Genomic DNA, 15,531 nt, shown 5'->3' with positions numbered 1-15,531 from the left:
GGAATACGGTAGCAGGATATGTGGTTGCTCCCTCATGATGAGGTAACCTCAGCAATATTGTCGACGAAAGGTAGTGCCCCCTTGGAACCCACCCCGAAGGGCCGCGACCGCGGCCACCGCACGCTCAGCGCCGAAGAGAAGGCGCAGGCCCGTCAGGTGTCGCTGCGCCGCATCGGTCGCCTGTTCACCCCCCACCGGCCCGCGCTGGCCGCCGTCACCGCGATCATCGTGGTCTCCTCGATCATCGCGATGGCCACCCCGTTCCTGCTGCGTGCCGTGATCGACCGGGCCCTGCCGCAGGGCGACGTGACGCTGCTGGTCTGGCTGGTCCTCGGCATGGTCGCCGTCGCGGCGGTGACCTCCGCCCTCGGCGTCGTACAGACCTGGATCTCCACCCAGGTCGGCCAGCGGGTCATGCACCGGCTGCGCACCGACGTCTTCAGCCACCTCCAGCGCCAGTCGCTCGGCTTCTTCACCCGCACCCGCACCGGCGAGGTGCAGTCCCGGATCACCAACGACATCGGCGGCATGCAGTCGGTGGTCACCTCCACCGCCACCGCCGTCGCCGCCAACCTCACCACTGTGGTCGCCACCACTGTCGCCATGGTCGCGCTCTCCTGGCAGCTCTCCCTGGTTTCGCTAGTGGTGCTGCCGCCGGCCATCTGGCTGACCCGTCGGGTCGCGCGGATGCGCCGCGAGATCACCGCCCAACGGCAACGCGAACTCGCCGACCTCAACGTCACGGTCGAGGAGGGGCTCTCGATCAGTGGCGTACAGCTGGCCAAGACCCTCGGCACCGGCCCCGCGCTGATCGAGCGCTTCACCGCCTCCTCGGCCCGCCTGGTCGACCTGGAGCTGCGCAGCGAGCTGGCCGGCCGCTGGCGGATGGCCTCGATGAGCATCATCTTCGCCGCCGTACCGGCGGTCATCTACCTCGCCGCCGGGCTGCCCGGCACCGCCGGCACGCTCAGCATCGGCACCCTGGTCGCCTTCACGGCCCTGCAGGGCGGCCTGTTCCGACCGCTGATGGGCCTGCTCAACGTGGGTGTCTCGCTCACCGCCTCGCTGGCGCTCTTCGCCCGGATCTTCGAATACCTGGACCTACCGGTCGACGTGGCCGACCCCGCCGAGCCAATCCGCCTCGACCCCTCCCAGGTACGCGGCCACCTGCGCCTGGAGGACGTCACCTTCGGCTACCCGGGCAGCGACACCGCCGCCCTCGCCGGGGTCACCCTCGACGTGCCCGCCGGCACCAGCCTCGCCCTGGTCGGCGAGACCGGCTCCGGCAAGAGCACCCTCGCCGGGCTGGTCAGCCGACTGCAGGACCCGACCGCCGGCCGGATCACCGTCGACGGTGTCGACCTGCGCGACCTGCGCCTGGCCGACCTGGCCGCGATCGTCGGCGTGGTCAGCCAGGAGACGTACCTGCTGCACACCACCGTCCGGGAGAACCTGCGCTACGCCCGGCCGGAGGCCACCGACACCGAGATCGAGGACGCCGCCCGCGCCGCCCAGATCCACGACCTGATCGCCGGGCTGCCCGACGGGTACGACACGGTGGTCGGCTCGCGTGGGCACCGATTCTCCGGCGGTGAGAAGCAGCGCCTCGCCATCGCCCGGACGCTGCTGCGCGACCCGCGCATCCTGGTCCTCGACGAGGCCACCAGCGCGCTGGACACCGAGACCGAACGCGCCGTACAGCGGGCCTTCGACGTGCTCGCCCAGGGGCGCACCACGATCACCATCGCGCACCGGCTCTCCACGGTGCGCGACGCCGACCAGATCGCGGTGCTCGACCACGGTCGGATCGTCGAGGCCGGCACCCACGCCAGCCTGCTGGACCGCAACGGCCGATACGCCACGCTGGCGGCCTGAACACCAGATCACAACCGTCTCGGAACTATCTTGGAATTGTCTCGTTAAGGCGTGGTCAGGTGGCGGTAGACGGTGGCCCGCGAGACACCCAGCGCGGCGGCGATGGCGTCCACTGAATGGGTGCCCGCCGCGTGCATGCGCCGGGCCGCCTCGATCTGCTCCCGACCCAGCGCGGGCGGCCGTCCCGGCCGCCGACGTCGGCTCGCCGCTTCCGCCGGGGTCGCGCTCCCCAGGGGCGCGTCCGTGGGCGCCCCGGATGCGGCGTCAGTGCGCGGCTCGGCCGCGCTGTCCGCGGGCAGCGGCGCCAGCAGTCGGCGTGCGCCGTCGAGCATGTCGGCGCGCAGCACCTCGTCGGACACGTCGGTGAAGAAGACGACCGGATCGCTGCACGCGCCCACCGCCTGGACCGCGAGGACCCGCTCGCGACGCCCCGCGTTCGGCCCGGCGATGAGGTCGTTGGCCCGCATCGCGACCTCCATCAGGCGGTGGTACGTGTCGCCCCGACCGATCAGCGCGATGTCGTGGAAGAGCATGCCGAGTGGCCGGCGGTGGGTGAGCATGATGTCCAGCCAGCCCTCCAGCACCGTCCACCGGGCCCGCTCGGTCGGCTGTTTCTGGGCCGAGTCGAGCAGTGCCTCCAGGTCCGCGACCAAGGGCTCGACCAGGGCGGCGAGCAGATGCTCCTTGGCCGGAAAGTGGTACAGGATGGCGGTCTTGGTGAGCCGCAGCCGCTCGCCGATCTGGCGCAGCGACGTGCGCTGGTAGCCGTGTTCGGCGAACAGGTCGAGCGCGGCGCGCAGGATCCGGGTGCGGGTGTCGTCCGCGGGATCGGCGGTCATGCCGGCAAGCCTAGCGACGTCCTGACCGGTGGGCACGATCACCGTTGATTCGACTGACCATCGGTCAGTACAGTGGTGATGGTCGACGTAGCCAACGGCAGGAGGGGCCATGCCCGTCATCTCGATCGGCAACCTGGTCAAGACGTTCGGCGCCATCCGGGCACTCGACGGGTTGGACCTGCACGTGGAGCAGGGGGAGGTGCACGGCTTCCTCGGGCCCAACGGCTCCGGAAAGTCCACCACCATCCGGATCCTGCTCGGGCTGCTCCGACGCGACTCCGGTGACGCCCAGGTGCTCGGCGGCGACCCGTGGCGCGACGCGGTCCGCCTGCACCGCCGGCTGGCGTACGTGCCGGGCGACGTCAGCCTCTGGCCCAACCTCACCGGCGGAGAAGCCATCGACCTGCTCGGTCAACTGCGCGGCGGCCTCGACCGGCGTCGCCGCGACGAGCTGCTGCACCGCTTCGACCTGGACCCGACCCGCCGTTGCCGCACCTACTCCAAGGGCAACAGGCAGAAGGTCGCCATCGTCGCCGCCTTCTCCTCCCCGGTGGAGCTGTACGTGCTCGACGAGCCGACCTCCGGCCTCGACCCCCTCATGGAGGCGGTGTTCCAGGACGAGGTCCGGCGGGTCAAGCAGGCCGGCGCCACAGTGCTGCTCTCCAGCCACGTGCTCGCCGAGGTCGAGGCGCTCTGCGACCGAGTCAGCATCATCCGCGAGGGCCGTACCGTCGAGTCCGGCACCCTCACCGAGCTGCGCCACCTCACCCGCACGGCGGTGACCGTCGAGACCGCCCGCCCGGTCACCGGCCTGGACGCGCTGCCCGGCGTGCACGACGTGCACGAGGTCGACGGCCGTACCCACCTGGAGGTCGAGCCCGCCCACCTCGACGAGCTGCTCGGCCAGCTCATCCGCTTCGGCGTCCGCGCGCTGACCAGCACACCACCCACCCTGGAGCAGCTCTTCCTCCGCCACTACGGCGACAACCCCGCCGCCGCTGCCCCGGGTGCTCCCGTGTCCGGCTCCTCGGACGCCGATGTGCAGGCTGACGCCCCCCAGGGTGGTGCCCGGTGAGCGCCCTCACGGGTACGACCCTTCTGGCCCGGCTCGTGCTGCGCCGCGACCGGATCCGCCTCGCTATCTGGATTCTCGGCACACCCCTGCTCGGTTACGCCCTCGCCGGCAGCGTCGCCGGCATCTACCCGGACCAGGAGGCCCGGCTGGGTTACGCCACCACCTCGGCGTCCAGTCTGGTCGCCCGCGCCTTCAACGGCCCCATCCACGGCACCGACCTCGGTGCCGTGGTCGTCGCCGAGACGTACGTGACGCTGGCCCTGATCGTCGCGCTGCTGAGCACCTTCGCGGTGACCCGGCACACCCGCCAGAACGAGGAGACCGGGCGGGCCGAACTGCTCGGCGCCAACGTGGTCGGCCGGTACGCGCCGCTCACCGCCGCGCTGCTCGTCATCGTCGCGGCGAACACACTGGCCGCCGTGCTGCTCGCGGTCGCGCTGACCGGCGCGGGTCTGCCGCTCGCCGGCTCCGTCGCGGCAGCGGCCGCGATCGGTGGCGTCGGGGTCGCCTTCACCGCGATCGCCGCGGTGACCGCCCAGCTCTCCGTCACCTCGCGCGGCGCCAACGCGCTCGCCGCCGCCACCGTCGGACTCGCCTTCGTGCTGCGCGCCGCCGGCGACGTCCTCGGCGAACAGAGCGCCGACGGCACCCGCGTGCGCAGCGCCTGGCCGTCGTGGATCTCCCCGCTCGGCTGGGGCAACCAGGTACGAGCCTTCGACGGTGAACGTTGGTGGGTGCTCGCCCTGCCCGTCGCGCTGCTGCTCGCCGGGGTGGCGCTGGCGTACGCCCTCGCCGAGCGACGCGACCAGGGCGCCGGGCTGATCGCCCCCCGACGCGGCCCGGCCACCGGCGCGCCACAGCTGCTCAACCCCACCGGGTTGGCCTGGCGGATGCAGCGCGGCACGCTGCTCGGCTGGGCGGTCGGGGTGGCCGTGCTCGGCCTCTCCATGGGCGTCGCCGCCGACGAGTTCAACGACATGATCGACGCGAATCCGGCCGCCGCCGAAGCGATCAACGCGATGGGTGGCGGCGCTGACCTGATCAACGCGTACCTGGCCGCGATGCTCGGCCTCTTCGCCCTGACCATCGGCGCGTACGTCGTGCAGGCCCTGCTGCGCGTACGCGGCGACGAAGCCGACGGGGTGCTGGAGGCCGCCCTCGCCACGGCGGTCAGCCGTACCCGCTGGCTCGGCACCCAGGTGCTCGCCGCGACACTCGGCGCGCTCGCCCTGCTGCTGCTCGCCGGCGTGACCACCGGCCTCGGCTACGGCATCGTCACCGGAGACCCGCTCGGCCAGGCCGTCGAGCTGGGCGGCGCCGCGCTGCTGCGCCTACCCGCCCTGCTGGTGATCGCCGGCGTGGTGACCGCGATCTTTGGGCTGCTGCCCCGCTGGTCGGTAGTGCTGTCCTGGACGGCGCTGTTGGTCTTCCTGCTCCTCGGGCAGCTCGGCGCGGTGCTGAAGTTGCCGCAGGCAGCGCTCAACGTCTCGCCGTACACCCATGTGCCGGCCGTGCCCGCCGTCGACCCGGCGGTACTTCCCCTGGTGGTGCTGGCGGCGGTGGCCGCGGCCCTGCTCACCGTCGGCGTGGCCGCCTTCCGCCACCGCGACGTCCCGTCCTGAGCCCTGTTCCTTGAACCTTGCTGAACTGCCGTCGATAACCGCAACCAGTGCCGCACAGCTCGCGGGCGTGGGTCGGGGCTGCGGGGGTTGCCTGGTGCTGGCAGCCTCGACCGGGTGAGCGACCTTCTGACGCAGCTTCCGGCTCTCCTCGGCGTCCTGGTTGGCACCCTAGGCACGATCCTGGCCACCTCCCTGGCCGACCGCGCCCGATGGCGTCGCAGCCAGAGCGTCCGCTGGGACGAGCGGCGGCTCGACGCGTACGTCGACTACGCGCACGCCCTCAAGGAGAGTCACGCGGTGGCGTTGCGACTCACGGCCGAGCACCGGCCGGGATCGCGAAGCCACCCCATCGACCGCGAGGAGGGGCTGGTCCGGCTAGCTGAGGCGGACGCTCGGCGCACCATCGTCTGGGAGAACCTGCTGCTGCTCGGCGACGAGCCGACTGTCGCCGCCGCCGCTAGCTGGCGGGACGCGATCTGGCAGGTCGAACGGCTCGCCCGGGGAATCGTCGAGCCGCCATCGGACGTGGCGGAAATGCTGACCTGCGTGGACGAGGCCCGCGACGGCTACTACCGGGCGGCCCGGCGCAGTCTCGGGGTGCGCGGGGGGTCGGTGGAGCAGTCCGCCATGCTGCGGCAGGCGTTGGTTGACCGCTCCACCGCAGCGCCTGAGGTGCCAGCCGCCTGAGTGCGGCGGTGCCGCGGCTGACGCGTGTTCAGGGCGGATGCCCATTCGACGGAGATCGCTGGCGGATCGTCGCGGTAGCGCCGCCCGTTGTCGGGAGTCGAACCACACGCGCCCATGCGAGCCTCTACTTTCACGAACTTCGATGTCCTGGTCTCGGCTCGGCGTGGCGCCGTTATGCACTGTGGACAGTGATGCGAGGAGGCTTCATGCGCGGACGCAGATGGGCGACCCTGGTCACGGCGGTGGCGCTGTCGCTGGGCGGATTGGTCGGGGTCAGCGCTACTCCGGCTGCGGCGGATCCGCCGGGCGGCACGTTGCGCAACGTCTACTCCGACGGTCAGTTCTGCAACAGCTATGGCAGCGAAGGCGTTCGGACCGGCCTGTGGATCCGGTACTACTGCGAGTACCGCCAGTACGGCCCCAACGCACCCGGCTTCTACTTCCTCTGGACCTTCACCTCCTAGCGCTTCCCTCCTCGGACGGGACCGGCTCTACGAGCTGGCCGACGCGGCGCGCGGTGGGGCGGGGGCGTGTGGGTGCTCTGCCTGATGGAGGACCCGGCGCTGCTGCCCAAGCTGGACGGTGTGGTGGTGCGGGTGGGCGACAACGAGTGGATCGGCTTGCCGGACGCCTGGGTGGTCGCCCACCGCAGCATTCTGCTGTCAGCAACCGAGTCGGCCTGGTCGGCCGGGCCGGTAGGTGAAGTGGCCGGCCGACCGGTCAGTTCCTGATGGCCGTCTCCCGCCTGCCCAATCCGATCCGGTCCCGTCTACGGGACCGGACCGTCCATACCCGACGGTAACTCATCCGAAGTTCTTGATGTCGCTGCGTGAGGCTCCGTACGGTGAGCCTCCACCCGCCGCACAGTGAGCGTGGCTTGACCGTCAGCGCCGATGCGGCATGGATCGACAGAAGATCAGTCTCAGCCCCTCGGCCACCACGGGCCTGTGTGCGATGGGAGCGCGTCAATGGAATGTGTCCTGCCGTTGATCTATTTCGTCGGCTTCTTCATCGGCCTGATTTTCGTGCGAGCCAGGGCGGGGCTCGGGCAGGGCCGGATCAAGATCATTGGTGACGGCGGGGTCGGTCTGGAATGGTTCGTCGGGTCCCTGCTGACTCTGATGTTCTGGCCGGTCAGCCTGATTGTCTGGCTTGCCCGGGGTCGCCCGGAGCCACCGATTGTCTTCAACGACAAGGCGAGGGAGCGGCGTCGGCGCGCCGCCGGGATGTGAGAGGACCCGGGTATGGCGAATCACCGCGGCCATCCGGGCAAACTGCCGCCTGGCACCGCCGCCATGCTGGCGGACTTCGCCCGCTACGAGTGGTACGGCGAGCGCAGCGGCATCGGGCCCGAACAGGCATGGGGGATGCTGTCGACGCTGCTGCCGCTGAGCCGGTCCGACCCGGCCGGCCTGACTGCCGCGCTCGCCTGGGAGGTGGCCCCGCAGGGCGGCTGGTCGGCGTACGGGGCGAGCCGGGCGGTGGCCGAGCTGCTCGGCCTCGGCTTCGAGGGCGACGACGCAAAGGCCGTGCTGGACGGTGGAATCCGTTTCCTGCGCCAGAACGGCGTTCCGCCGCTGCGGGTGCGTGGTTACGAGTGGAGTCGATGGGTCGACACCGGCGGCGATGTCAACAACTGGCTCCCGACGATCCCGCCGCCGCCGCCGGAGCGGTCCGGGCTGCGTGAGCTGGCACCGGGCGAGGTGCGCCACGTCGCCACGCTGACCGCCGACCGCGATTCGAACACCGTCCACGTGTGCCGGGACGACTCAGGGGCGTACCTCGCTCTGATCGACGCGCGGTACAGCGACGAGGACCCGACCCGCTCTCGCAGTCAGTGGAAGCAGGCCGCCTCGCTCTACGAGGTCTTCGTCAATGTCGGCCTGGCGCTGCAGTCACCGCCCCACTGGGTGAGCGCAGAGCTGGAGCAGTACATCCCGCTTCCCCGGCCGAGCATCTGATGACGGAGGAACCATGCCTGGCTATGACCCGAACTGCGACAACTGCATGAAGTGCGGAACCTGCCGGGGCGCCGATGTCGTGCGGCGTACGCGCCTGGACCGGGGCAACGCTTACTACGTCGACGAAACCTGCCCGACCTGCCGCGGAGTCGGTGGCAAGTCCGCCGCCGGCAACCGCAACCACCGCTGACGGTATAGGACTGTGGATCAGCAGGCAGAGGTGCGACTCACTCGGATGCTGATGGCCGACTGCTCACGAATACTGAGCAGGTTCGCCCAGCTCCGAAGGCCCCTGACCTCGCCAGCTCGGACAGGCCAGGGGCATTACGGCTCGGCGGTTGTCAGGAACAAGTTCCCCATTGACAGTTGTGGCCCGAGGGCTTCCGCCTGAGCCCTTCAGCTTCCTTGCACCACGCGCACTTCGGTTTGCCTGCCTTGACGCATGCACAGCCCATCTTTGCCTCCTGTTTCACGTCGCCGCGCGTCATCCGCACAAGTTCTTCTCGAACACCAGCCGCCACGCCTGCTTCGTGTCGGCGGTCGAATCGTTCCAGGCTGATATCTCGCCGCCGGCGGATGTCATCCCGCCACACCGTTTTCAACGGACCTTCTCGAACACGCTCTCAGCGGAGACGGCGCCCAGGGGTGCGAGTGATGGATGGTCGTTCAGAGGGCAGCGCGCCTTTGTCTGCCGTCACAGAATGCTGATCGACAATAGGCACCCTATCGGCCCTTCGAGTGACATGCTCCGGCTGGATGCAGCCGCCCAGCTTCGCCTGCCTGCCCTCGACGTGTCACGCTTCAGTACCGGTCGGCCCCGGTGAGAAGTTGCTCAAGGCGGTCGGCGGTCGAGGTCACGAGCGCGAGTGGCCGTTCGAACTCGTTGATGTTCAGGTTGAGCAGCGGCACGGCGTGGCGGAACGTCACCATGTCGCCCAGGACGGACATCCCACCGCAGACCGTGTTTCCGATCTCGCGCAGCGCCTGCACCACGTTGACCGAGTGCAACTCCCCGAAGGACGACTCGATCTGCACCCACTCCTCGGACCCGTCCGCCAGGGTGACATGCCAGAGCAGCACCACCTGCGAACGGAGGTTCCCGGTCTCGAAGACGAGCTTGATCAGGTCCTGCTGGTCATCGGAAATCTTGTAGTTCGACCGTACGTAGGATTTGAGGTCGGCCCAAGTCGCCATGTTGACCCTCCTATGCCGTTTCTTGGCGGAGAAGGCGCTCATGCGTCAGAACTAATTTCTCGGTCGCACCGGCCTTCTGCCCATCGTCCGGGGCAAAAGTGAGTGCACTCCACTTACAGAGAAATCGCAACCCCTGATTCACGCGCTATACAAGATCTGTCATTCGACGACGACTTTCGGACGAAAATGCGGTGGAGCTTCGGTGGGCTCAATCAGCCGCTCGGTTGCCGTCGTCCGGAGGTTGCGGCCGTCAATCCCCATTGTGGCCGGAGTGGCCGCGCTCGCGGGGCCGACCCGAGGTCAGCCGTTCGTAGAACGCGCGACAGCGATTTTTCCAGTCCAATTCCGCCTCGCTCGTCAGGCAGCGCGTGAGCAGGGAACACACGCCGTCGACCACCGCGGGATCGCTGATGTGCTGCTCGTACGTCTCGAGGGTTTCGGCCAGCCGGCGGCGGGCACCGGACTCGACAAGTTCGAGCGTGGCCATCGCGCGAACGGCGGCGGGCAGATCGATGTCGACCAGCGCCGGGATGAGGCGTCTGGCGACGCCGACGTCAGCGGCCCGGTTCGCCACCGAGATGCAGTGCGCGAAGAAGTCCGGATCGGCGGGCCGGGGTGCGTAGAGCTGCGGTAGCAGCTCGATCGCGAGTCGCTGTACGCCCTGCTCCATGCTGGACATCAGCTCGATGATGATCTCCTCGTCCGCGGCACGGTGCGCGGCGAGCACGCGGATCGCCTGCTTACGGGCGATCTTGTTCTCGAACTCGTCGACAGCGATTTCAGCGCCGACCAGTAGTTCGGACCGGCTGAGCCGAGTGCGCTCATTGAACAGCCGGACCACAGCAGCCCGCTTGTTGCGTTCCTCCATCTGGCGTAGGGCCAGTTCCGTCAGTCTGGACAGCTGACTCTTGAAGCGGTCCTTGAAGCCTCCGTACGAGAACGGGATGACGGTCAGCCGTCGCTCTGACTCCACCTCGCTGAGGATGTCGACAAGCTTCTGCTTGTCCGGGTCGAGGATTCCAACGGCCTCTCTGGTGAGAGTCTTGTACACCTGGTAGGTCCGATCCAGGCAGAAGACCAGGGTCGGCTTCCCGATGACCAGCGCCTCCCGCAGCTCCGTCCTCCAAGTGATCTCTCCGTACGCCTCGACGATGACGAACACGCACACATGAGCGTGCCGCACGGTGTCGCGCGAGTTGGTCTCCCAGCTTGCCTGCGCATGGTTGACGTGCAGGATGTCTCCGGACAGGTAGTGCCAGACCTCCGCGTCGAAGCCGTTGGCGACGTGGATGAAGTCCTCGCGGTAGCGCTCTGTGTCGTGGGCGCCGCACAACATGATTCGGAGCATCAGCCCACCGCCCGCTTCCCTACGCGCCGATGCGGAACTCGAACAGCGCCGCGGGGATGAAGTTCCACGAGAGCTCCCTTTCTGCTCCACATGTCCACACCGGACTTGGCGCAGCACTTCGCATCGCTTCTGGACGGAGCTCGAGGACGCTGAGGTGGCTGGCCGATGGCCTGCCCATCGGCGAGCGCAGCGGCGGTAGTGGCAGCGCGGGTCGCACAGAGTGACCGGATCACGAGGGGCGACCGTCGGCTTGTGGCTGATCGGCGGCGTGGGAATGCAAAGTCTTGTCAGCTTCGTGACGCCCTGTCAATGACATTTACCAGACAGTGCCTCTGCCGATTGTTGCCCGCTGCTCCGGGGGACCCGCCCGAGTGACGTACCTCCCCGCTACCTGACCCCGGAACGCCGCAAGAGCCCCACCGAACCACCCACCATCGAGTGATCATGAAGGGGATGAATCAGGGGCCGAGCGAGTCTGTTGGGGTGGGACGGAGGGAGAGGGGGTCGGGTCGGGGTGGTGGCTGAGGAGTTCGTTGATCCAGCGTGCGGCGTCCTGCTGGGCGGTGAGCATGTGGTCACGGGCGTCGGTGATGTCCTGGTCAGCTGTCTCATCGACGTGTTCGTTCAGGATCGCCGTCCACCGACGGCTCAGCTCCTCGGCGTACCTGGCCTGCCGGAGCTGCTCGTCGAACTGGTACTCCAGCTTGACCAGCCGGTCGATGTGCGGCTTGAGTGCCGGCAGGATCCGGTCGTCGAGCCGGACGGCGGCGTCGGGTCGGCAGGTGATGACGACCTCGCCCCGCCTGTAGCGCCAAACGGGATCGTCCGCGAGCACCCGCTGCAACGCCACCTCCAGGTCCGCTGCCCGGTTCGGCGGCAGGTCCCGGGCGGCGTCGGCGGCCAGCCGGCTCAGCCGCTGGATCGCGTTCGGTTGGAAGTACTGCACGTACCAGCTCAGCACCTCGGACCGCAGGCTCGCCGGTGACGACCAGGCGAACGTGGCGCGGATGTAGAACGAGTACACGTACCCGCGTGCGGGGACCGCGATCAGCCGGGGTGCGTCGCGTTGTTCGACGAGTGGACCGGACGGCGACGGCGCGGCAGCGGGGCCGACGGGCGCCTCGTCCTGAAGCGCGGCGACCAGTCGATCCCAGCTACGCGCCCACCACCGCCAACCGCGCACACCGGCGTCGCGGGCGATGGTCAACCCGCGTACGCCCCGGCGCCGCCACTGGTCCGCGGGCCTCGGCCTCCCGTCGGGGGCGTCCGTCATGGCACCCCTCCACGGTCACGGATCCGCGTTTCACGCTAACAACCGGTGCCCGATATGCCTGCCGCCACGCCGTCACCGAGCAGACGGCATATCGACACCAACCAGACTGGTGATCATTCGGGGTTAACCCACCATTGCGGAGCAGTTGGGGTGCCGAGGGGTGTTGTCGTCGACCGGCAGCGGTGAGACTAGGTTCGGTCCGACAATCATGCGGATCGATGGATTGGATGGTCTGGAGGCAGCCTGTGTCCACCCTCGTGTCCCCGCTGGCCACGCTCGGCGCGATCCGCCGGCGTACCACCACCCTCGCCCTGCTCCTCGCCATGGTCGCCGCCGCGCTGGTCGGCCCGTCCGTGGTCTCCCCTCGATTGACCGACCCGGCCTCGGCGGCGGTCTACAGCTCCTGCACCATGAGTCGCTGCGCGGACGCCCGCACCGCCCGTTCGGGCTGGTCCGCGAAGGGGTTCCCGACCAGCCGAGGCTGGTACTCCTGGAGCGGCGGGAAGTCCAACTTCGCCGGCGGCCAGTTCTACAACTACGAGGGTCAACTCCCCACCAACGCCACCTACCACGAGTACGACGTCTACCCGCGCACCCAGGGCGCCGCCCGGGACGCGTACCGGATCGTGGTGAACCGCAGCACCGGGGTCACCTGGTTCTCGCCCAACCACTACACCGACTTCTACCGGCTCTGACCGACCTGGGGGCCGGCCGGCCGCAACCGGTCGGCCCCGCCGTGGGTCGTCGTACCGATCAGATCAGGAGGAACGTGATGGTCGACGAGCACGACGGTCGGGTGCCCGATTGGCTGATCGTTCCCCCCGACGGCGGCCTCGACGTGCCCGGCGCTGTGGTGTTGGCCGGAGCGACGACGCGGACCAGGGCCGGATTGTTCGCCGCGCTCGCCGCCGTACTGGCCCTGCCGGCGTACCTGGGGGAGACCTGGGACGCCCTCTCCGACGTCCTCCGGGACCAGCTCGACGCCGGTCCGCTCACAGTGCTGATCACCGACGCCGGCCAACTGCTCGTCGATGAGCCGTCCGATCAGTACGGTCGGCTGCTCGCCGTGCTCGGCGACCTCGCCGCCAGCGCCCCGCACCCGTTGCGCATCGTCCTCGACGAAGCGGTGCCCTCCTGACCGGTGCTTCGAGCCCGCCGTCGGCCGCGGTGCCCGGCGGTGCGGGCGGGTGCCACCCGCACCGCCGGTCATCCGGGTCAGTGCGTCGCGGGCGGAATGCTCTGTTCGTACTGGAAGACGTTGTGCGGGTCGTACTTCGCCTTGATCTTGCGCAGCCGGGGGAAGTTATGCCCCCAGTAGGCCTTCTCCCACTCGGCCATGCCGATGTTCGGCACGTTGACGTAGGCGCCGTCCACGTAGGGCCGCAGCGCCTGGCTGAACTCGGCGATCCAGGTCTGGGCGAGCGGGGTGATGGCATCGTCGCTGTCGGGTTCGCCGCGTTTGCCCCAGCCCGCGCCGGGCTCCGAGTAGAAGAGCGCGTCGCGGTGCGGGAACGCCGAGCCGCCGAAGGGCTCCTGGCGTTGCGCCCCGCGGCCGAAGGCCTGGGTGAAGAAGTTGCTGTCGGGCGAGGGTGCCTTCTCCATGAACTCACGGACGATGCTGACGGCCTTCTCCGGGAACGGCTCGCGGGTGAACTGGGAGAAGAACTTCCAGTTCGCCGGATCGTCCTCGTTCGGGGTCTGGAAGCCGGCGTAGACGTCGCCCCAGTTGCCGATCTGCACGGTGACTGTGGGGTTGCCGATCGACAGGATCGGCGCCAGCAGCTTCCTGGCCTCCGCCTCGGAACCCTCCGCCAGCACCGCGAAGAACAGGATCTCCTCCGGGTGGACCTCGAGCTGGCTGCCGAGGCGCGGGTCGGTGAAGGGTGCGATGCGCTGCCAGGTGTCGAAGACCTCGTGCAGGTCGTCGAGACCGGGCCAGGTCACCTGCAGGTACGCGACGCTGGTGAGCGGAGCGGCCTTGTAGGTCAGGGAGGTGACGATCCCGAAGTTGCCGTTGCCCGCTCCGCGCAGCGCCCAGAGCAGGTCCGAGTAGTTCCACGGGTCCACCTCGAGCACCTTCGCCCCGTCGGCGCCGGCCGCCACGACGATCTCCGCGCCGATCAGGTTGTCGCAGGCCATCCCGAGGTAGCGGGTGAGAAAGCCCAAGCCGCCGCCGAGGGTGGCGCCGGAGAGGCCCACTGTGCCCTCGGTGCCCGTCGTCGCCGCGAGGTCGTGCTCGCCGAGGGCGGTCACCGCCTCCGACTGGGTGAGCCCCGCGCCGACCTTCGCCGTGCCGGTGGCGGTGTCGATGTGGACGTCCTTCAGCTCGCTGACGTCGATCACGATGCCGTTGTCGACGTTCGACCAGCCTTCCAGGTTGTGTCGGCCACTGCGTACCCGCAGCGCGACGTTGTGCTGCCGCGCCCAGGTGAGCGCGTTGACCACGTCCTGGGTCTCCTGAGCGAAGACGATGACCAGCGGATAGTGCACGAACAGCTCGTCCCAGCCGAGGCTGGCCTCCGCGTAGTTGGGACTCTGCGGGCGGACGATCCGGCCGGTCAGCTGTGCCGGCGGGAACTTCGTGTCGGAGGGCCACCCGGGACCGTCGGCCGCGATCGCCGAGCTGCCGGCGATCACGCTCGGGATGGCGACCGCTCCGGCGCCGACGGCCGTCGCCCTGAGCAGATCACGACGGGAAAGGTCGCGCATGGTCCGAATCCTCTCGATTGGTGACACGCCCGAAAGATGAACCGAGAGGGAAGTTTCCTCTCATCTGGCGCAAACCAACCGTAATGCCCGAAGCCATCGGGCAGATCTGAGAACTTGTCACGGAACCCGGTCGGGTGATCCGGGGACGGATCAGTTCGGAGCGGGCTGGTCCAGGATGGCGCTGAACCGCTCCTCGGCGAGGTCAAGCTGGCCGAAGATGTGCCGCTTCACAGCGGGCGACAACGGGGTGTCCGGTCGGCCGATCAGGTCCCGGAACAGCGGCACCAGCGGCCGGTACTTCCGGGCCGACGAGATCACCTTCGGCCCGACCGTGTGGATCACGCCCACCCCGTTGTCGGTGAAGTCCGACACCTTGATCACCCGGGCCCAGGGCTCCCTGTCCAGACTGACCGCCAGATGCTCCCGGTACTGCGCGTTGCGGTCCCGCTCGGGGTCGTAAACCGGATTGGTGACGGCGGCGACCAGGGTGGCCACCCGTGGCCCGAACCGCGCGGCGAGCGCGGCCAGGGCGGCCCCGGTCGGGTCGGTGCCCGGGTCGCCGCCGGCCAGCTCGACCGGATGGTCCTCGACGGCGTCGTGCAGCAGACCGGCGACGATCACGTCCACGTCCCGCACCTGGTAGTGGTGCATCAGCCTGATCGCCACCCGCAGCAGGTGGTTCAGGTACGGCTCGCGGACGCGTCGATCGTCGCGGTGCAGTTCGGCGGCGAGGTCGAGCGCGGCGGTCAACCGCGCCCGGGCTGCGTCGTCGAACTGCTGGACCTCCAACCGGAAACGTTCCAGCAGGCCCGGTTCGCCGTGGATCTCGGTGATCGCGTGCATCGGCATGCTGCCCAGGTGCGGCGGGAAGTCCATGCGTCACTTATAGCCGATCTTCCCCACATCGATGAGCCCGTACGTCGCCGACCCGACGGCGAGTCGCGGGCG

17 protein-coding genes are annotated in these 15,531 nt (G+C 69.2%); 11 read left to right on the top strand and 6 right to left on the bottom strand.

The window, feature by feature from the left end; genetic code table 11:
* Positions 1–81: 81 nt before the first annotated feature.
* On the top strand, positions 82–1,875 hold the full coding sequence (locus tag AB0C19_RS22325; RefSeq protein WP_357188233.1) for an ABC transporter ATP-binding protein: 1,794 nt from the start codon (positions 82–84) through the stop codon (positions 1,873–1,875).
* A 44-nt stretch (positions 1,876–1,919) separates the two neighbouring features.
* Here the strand turns inward: AB0C19_RS22325 and AB0C19_RS22320 are convergent, their stop codons facing one another.
* Positions 1,920–2,714 (bottom strand): TetR family transcriptional regulator, encoded by a 795-nt coding sequence (locus AB0C19_RS22320; protein WP_357188231.1) that lies wholly within the window; start codon positions 2,712–2,714, stop codon positions 1,920–1,922.
* A 109-nt stretch (positions 2,715–2,823) separates the two neighbouring features.
* On the opposite strand from AB0C19_RS22320, the gene AB0C19_RS22315 reads away from it, so the two are divergent.
* The 8 genes from AB0C19_RS22315 (at position 2,824) to AB0C19_RS22280 (ending at position 8,249) form a co-directional block, all read left to right on the top strand.
* Positions 2,824–3,789 (top strand): ABC transporter ATP-binding protein, encoded by a 966-nt coding sequence (locus tag AB0C19_RS22315; protein ID WP_357188230.1) that lies wholly within the window; start codon positions 2,824–2,826, stop codon positions 3,787–3,789.
* Positions 3,786–5,411: an anibiotic ABC transporter gene (locus AB0C19_RS22310; RefSeq protein ID WP_357188228.1), complete on the top strand. Its 1,626-nt coding sequence runs from the start codon at positions 3,786–3,788 to the stop codon at positions 5,409–5,411. The genes AB0C19_RS22315 and AB0C19_RS22310 overlap by 4 nt, the downstream gene beginning before the upstream one ends.
* A gap of 114 nt (positions 5,412–5,525) precedes the next feature.
* A complete protein-coding gene (locus tag AB0C19_RS22305) occupies positions 5,526–6,098 on the top strand; it encodes a hypothetical protein (RefSeq protein WP_357188226.1) in 573 nt (190 codons plus the stop codon).
* A gap of 206 nt (positions 6,099–6,304) precedes the next feature.
* On the top strand, positions 6,305–6,562 hold the full coding sequence (locus AB0C19_RS22300) for a hypothetical protein (protein ID WP_357188224.1): 258 nt from the start codon (positions 6,305–6,307) through the stop codon (positions 6,560–6,562).
* Positions 6,563–6,646: 84 nt separating this feature from the next.
* The gene (locus tag AB0C19_RS22295) at positions 6,647–6,829 is read left to right on the top strand and encodes a hypothetical protein (RefSeq protein ID WP_357188222.1); all 183 of its coding nucleotides are present in this window, start codon (positions 6,647–6,649) and stop codon (positions 6,827–6,829) included.
* A gap of 237 nt (positions 6,830–7,066) precedes the next feature.
* Positions 7,067–7,330, top strand: coding sequence for a hypothetical protein (locus tag AB0C19_RS22290; RefSeq protein WP_357188221.1), 264 nt, complete (start codon positions 7,067–7,069; stop codon positions 7,328–7,330).
* Positions 7,331–7,342: 12 nt separating this feature from the next.
* Positions 7,343–8,059: a hypothetical protein gene (locus AB0C19_RS22285; RefSeq protein WP_357188219.1), complete on the top strand. Its 717-nt coding sequence runs from the start codon at positions 7,343–7,345 to the stop codon at positions 8,057–8,059.
* Between the two features lie 13 nt (positions 8,060–8,072).
* Positions 8,073–8,249, top strand: coding sequence for a hypothetical protein (locus AB0C19_RS22280; RefSeq protein ID WP_357188217.1), 177 nt, complete (start codon positions 8,073–8,075; stop codon positions 8,247–8,249).
* Between the two features lie 611 nt (positions 8,250–8,860).
* Here the strand turns inward: AB0C19_RS22280 and AB0C19_RS22275 are convergent.
* The 3 genes from AB0C19_RS22275 to AB0C19_RS22265 all read right to left on the bottom strand — a co-directional run bounded on the left by AB0C19_RS22275 (position 8,861) and on the right by AB0C19_RS22265 (position 11,874).
* On the bottom strand, positions 8,861–9,253 hold the full coding sequence (locus AB0C19_RS22275) for a hypothetical protein (RefSeq protein ID WP_238686122.1): 393 nt from the start codon (positions 9,251–9,253) through the stop codon (positions 8,861–8,863).
* Between the two features lie 250 nt (positions 9,254–9,503).
* Positions 9,504–10,601, bottom strand: coding sequence for a hypothetical protein (locus AB0C19_RS22270; protein WP_357188214.1), 1,098 nt, complete (start codon positions 10,599–10,601; stop codon positions 9,504–9,506).
* A gap of 442 nt (positions 10,602–11,043) precedes the next feature.
* A complete protein-coding gene (locus AB0C19_RS22265) occupies positions 11,044–11,874 on the bottom strand; it encodes a hypothetical protein (protein WP_357188213.1) in 831 nt (276 codons plus the stop codon).
* Positions 11,875–12,119: 245 nt separating this feature from the next.
* Here AB0C19_RS22265 and AB0C19_RS22260 point away from each other — a divergent pair, with 245 nt between their 5' ends.
* Positions 12,120–12,569 carry a ribonuclease domain-containing protein gene (locus AB0C19_RS22260; RefSeq protein ID WP_357188211.1) on the top strand — a complete coding sequence of 150 codons (450 nt, stop codon included), beginning with the start codon at positions 12,120–12,122 and terminating at the stop codon, positions 12,567–12,569.
* 77 nt (positions 12,570–12,646) lie between these two features.
* Positions 12,647–13,012: a barstar family protein gene (locus tag AB0C19_RS22255; protein WP_357188209.1), complete on the top strand. Its 366-nt coding sequence runs from the start codon at positions 12,647–12,649 to the stop codon at positions 13,010–13,012.
* A gap of 77 nt (positions 13,013–13,089) precedes the next feature.
* On the opposite strand, the gene AB0C19_RS22250 is transcribed toward AB0C19_RS22255, so the two are convergent.
* Both AB0C19_RS22250 and AB0C19_RS22245 read right to left on the bottom strand, forming a co-directional pair.
* Positions 13,090–14,583 carry an FAD-binding oxidoreductase gene (locus tag AB0C19_RS22250; RefSeq protein ID WP_357188207.1) on the bottom strand — a complete coding sequence of 498 codons (1,494 nt, stop codon included), beginning with the start codon at positions 14,581–14,583 and terminating at the stop codon, positions 13,090–13,092.
* A 150-nt stretch (positions 14,584–14,733) separates the two neighbouring features.
* Positions 14,734–15,459, bottom strand: coding sequence for an HD domain-containing protein (locus AB0C19_RS22245; RefSeq protein ID WP_357188205.1), 726 nt, complete (start codon positions 15,457–15,459; stop codon positions 14,734–14,736).
* Positions 15,460–15,531 lie beyond the last annotated feature (72 nt).

It is taken from the genome of Micromonospora sp. NPDC048842, from assembly GCF_040649935.1.
Lineage (GTDB): Bacteria > Actinomycetota > Actinomycetes > Mycobacteriales > Micromonosporaceae > Micromonospora > Micromonospora hortensis.
The sequence above is the reverse complement of the archived record's forward strand: the minus strand, read 5'-3'. Positions and strand labels throughout refer to the sequence as shown.

Excerpts from the sequence above, each read along its gene's own strand:
- AB0C19_RS22320 (WP_357188231.1), bottom strand. The coding sequence starts at position 2,714 with ATGACCGCCGATCCCGCGGACGACACCCGCACCCGGATCCTGCGCGCC.
- AB0C19_RS22315 (WP_357188230.1), top strand. The coding sequence starts at position 2,824 with ATGCCCGTCATCTCGATCGGCAACCTGGTCAAGACGTTCGGCGCCATC.
- AB0C19_RS22300 (WP_357188224.1), top strand. The coding sequence starts at position 6,305 with ATGCGCGGACGCAGATGGGCGACCCTGGTCACGGCGGTGGCGCTGTCG.
- AB0C19_RS22295 (WP_357188222.1), top strand. The coding sequence starts at position 6,647 with ATGGAGGACCCGGCGCTGCTGCCCAAGCTGGACGGTGTGGTGGTGCGG.
- AB0C19_RS22290 (WP_357188221.1), top strand. The coding sequence starts at position 7,067 with ATGGAATGTGTCCTGCCGTTGATCTATTTCGTCGGCTTCTTCATCGGC.
- AB0C19_RS22285 (WP_357188219.1), top strand. The coding sequence starts at position 7,343 with ATGGCGAATCACCGCGGCCATCCGGGCAAACTGCCGCCTGGCACCGCC.
- AB0C19_RS22280 (WP_357188217.1), top strand. The coding sequence starts at position 8,073 with ATGCCTGGCTATGACCCGAACTGCGACAACTGCATGAAGTGCGGAACC.
- AB0C19_RS22275 (WP_238686122.1), bottom strand. The coding sequence starts at position 9,253 with ATGGCGACTTGGGCCGACCTCAAATCCTACGTACGGTCGAACTACAAG.
- AB0C19_RS22270 (WP_357188214.1), bottom strand. The coding sequence starts at position 10,601 with ATGCTCCGAATCATGTTGTGCGGCGCCCACGACACAGAGCGCTACCGC.
- AB0C19_RS22265 (WP_357188213.1), bottom strand. The coding sequence starts at position 11,874 with ATGACGGACGCCCCCGACGGGAGGCCGAGGCCCGCGGACCAGTGGCGG.
- AB0C19_RS22255 (WP_357188209.1), top strand. The coding sequence starts at position 12,647 with ATGGTCGACGAGCACGACGGTCGGGTGCCCGATTGGCTGATCGTTCCC.
- AB0C19_RS22250 (WP_357188207.1), bottom strand. The coding sequence starts at position 14,583 with ATGCGCGACCTTTCCCGTCGTGATCTGCTCAGGGCGACGGCCGTCGGC.
- AB0C19_RS22245 (WP_357188205.1), bottom strand. The coding sequence starts at position 15,459 with ATGGACTTCCCGCCGCACCTGGGCAGCATGCCGATGCACGCGATCACC.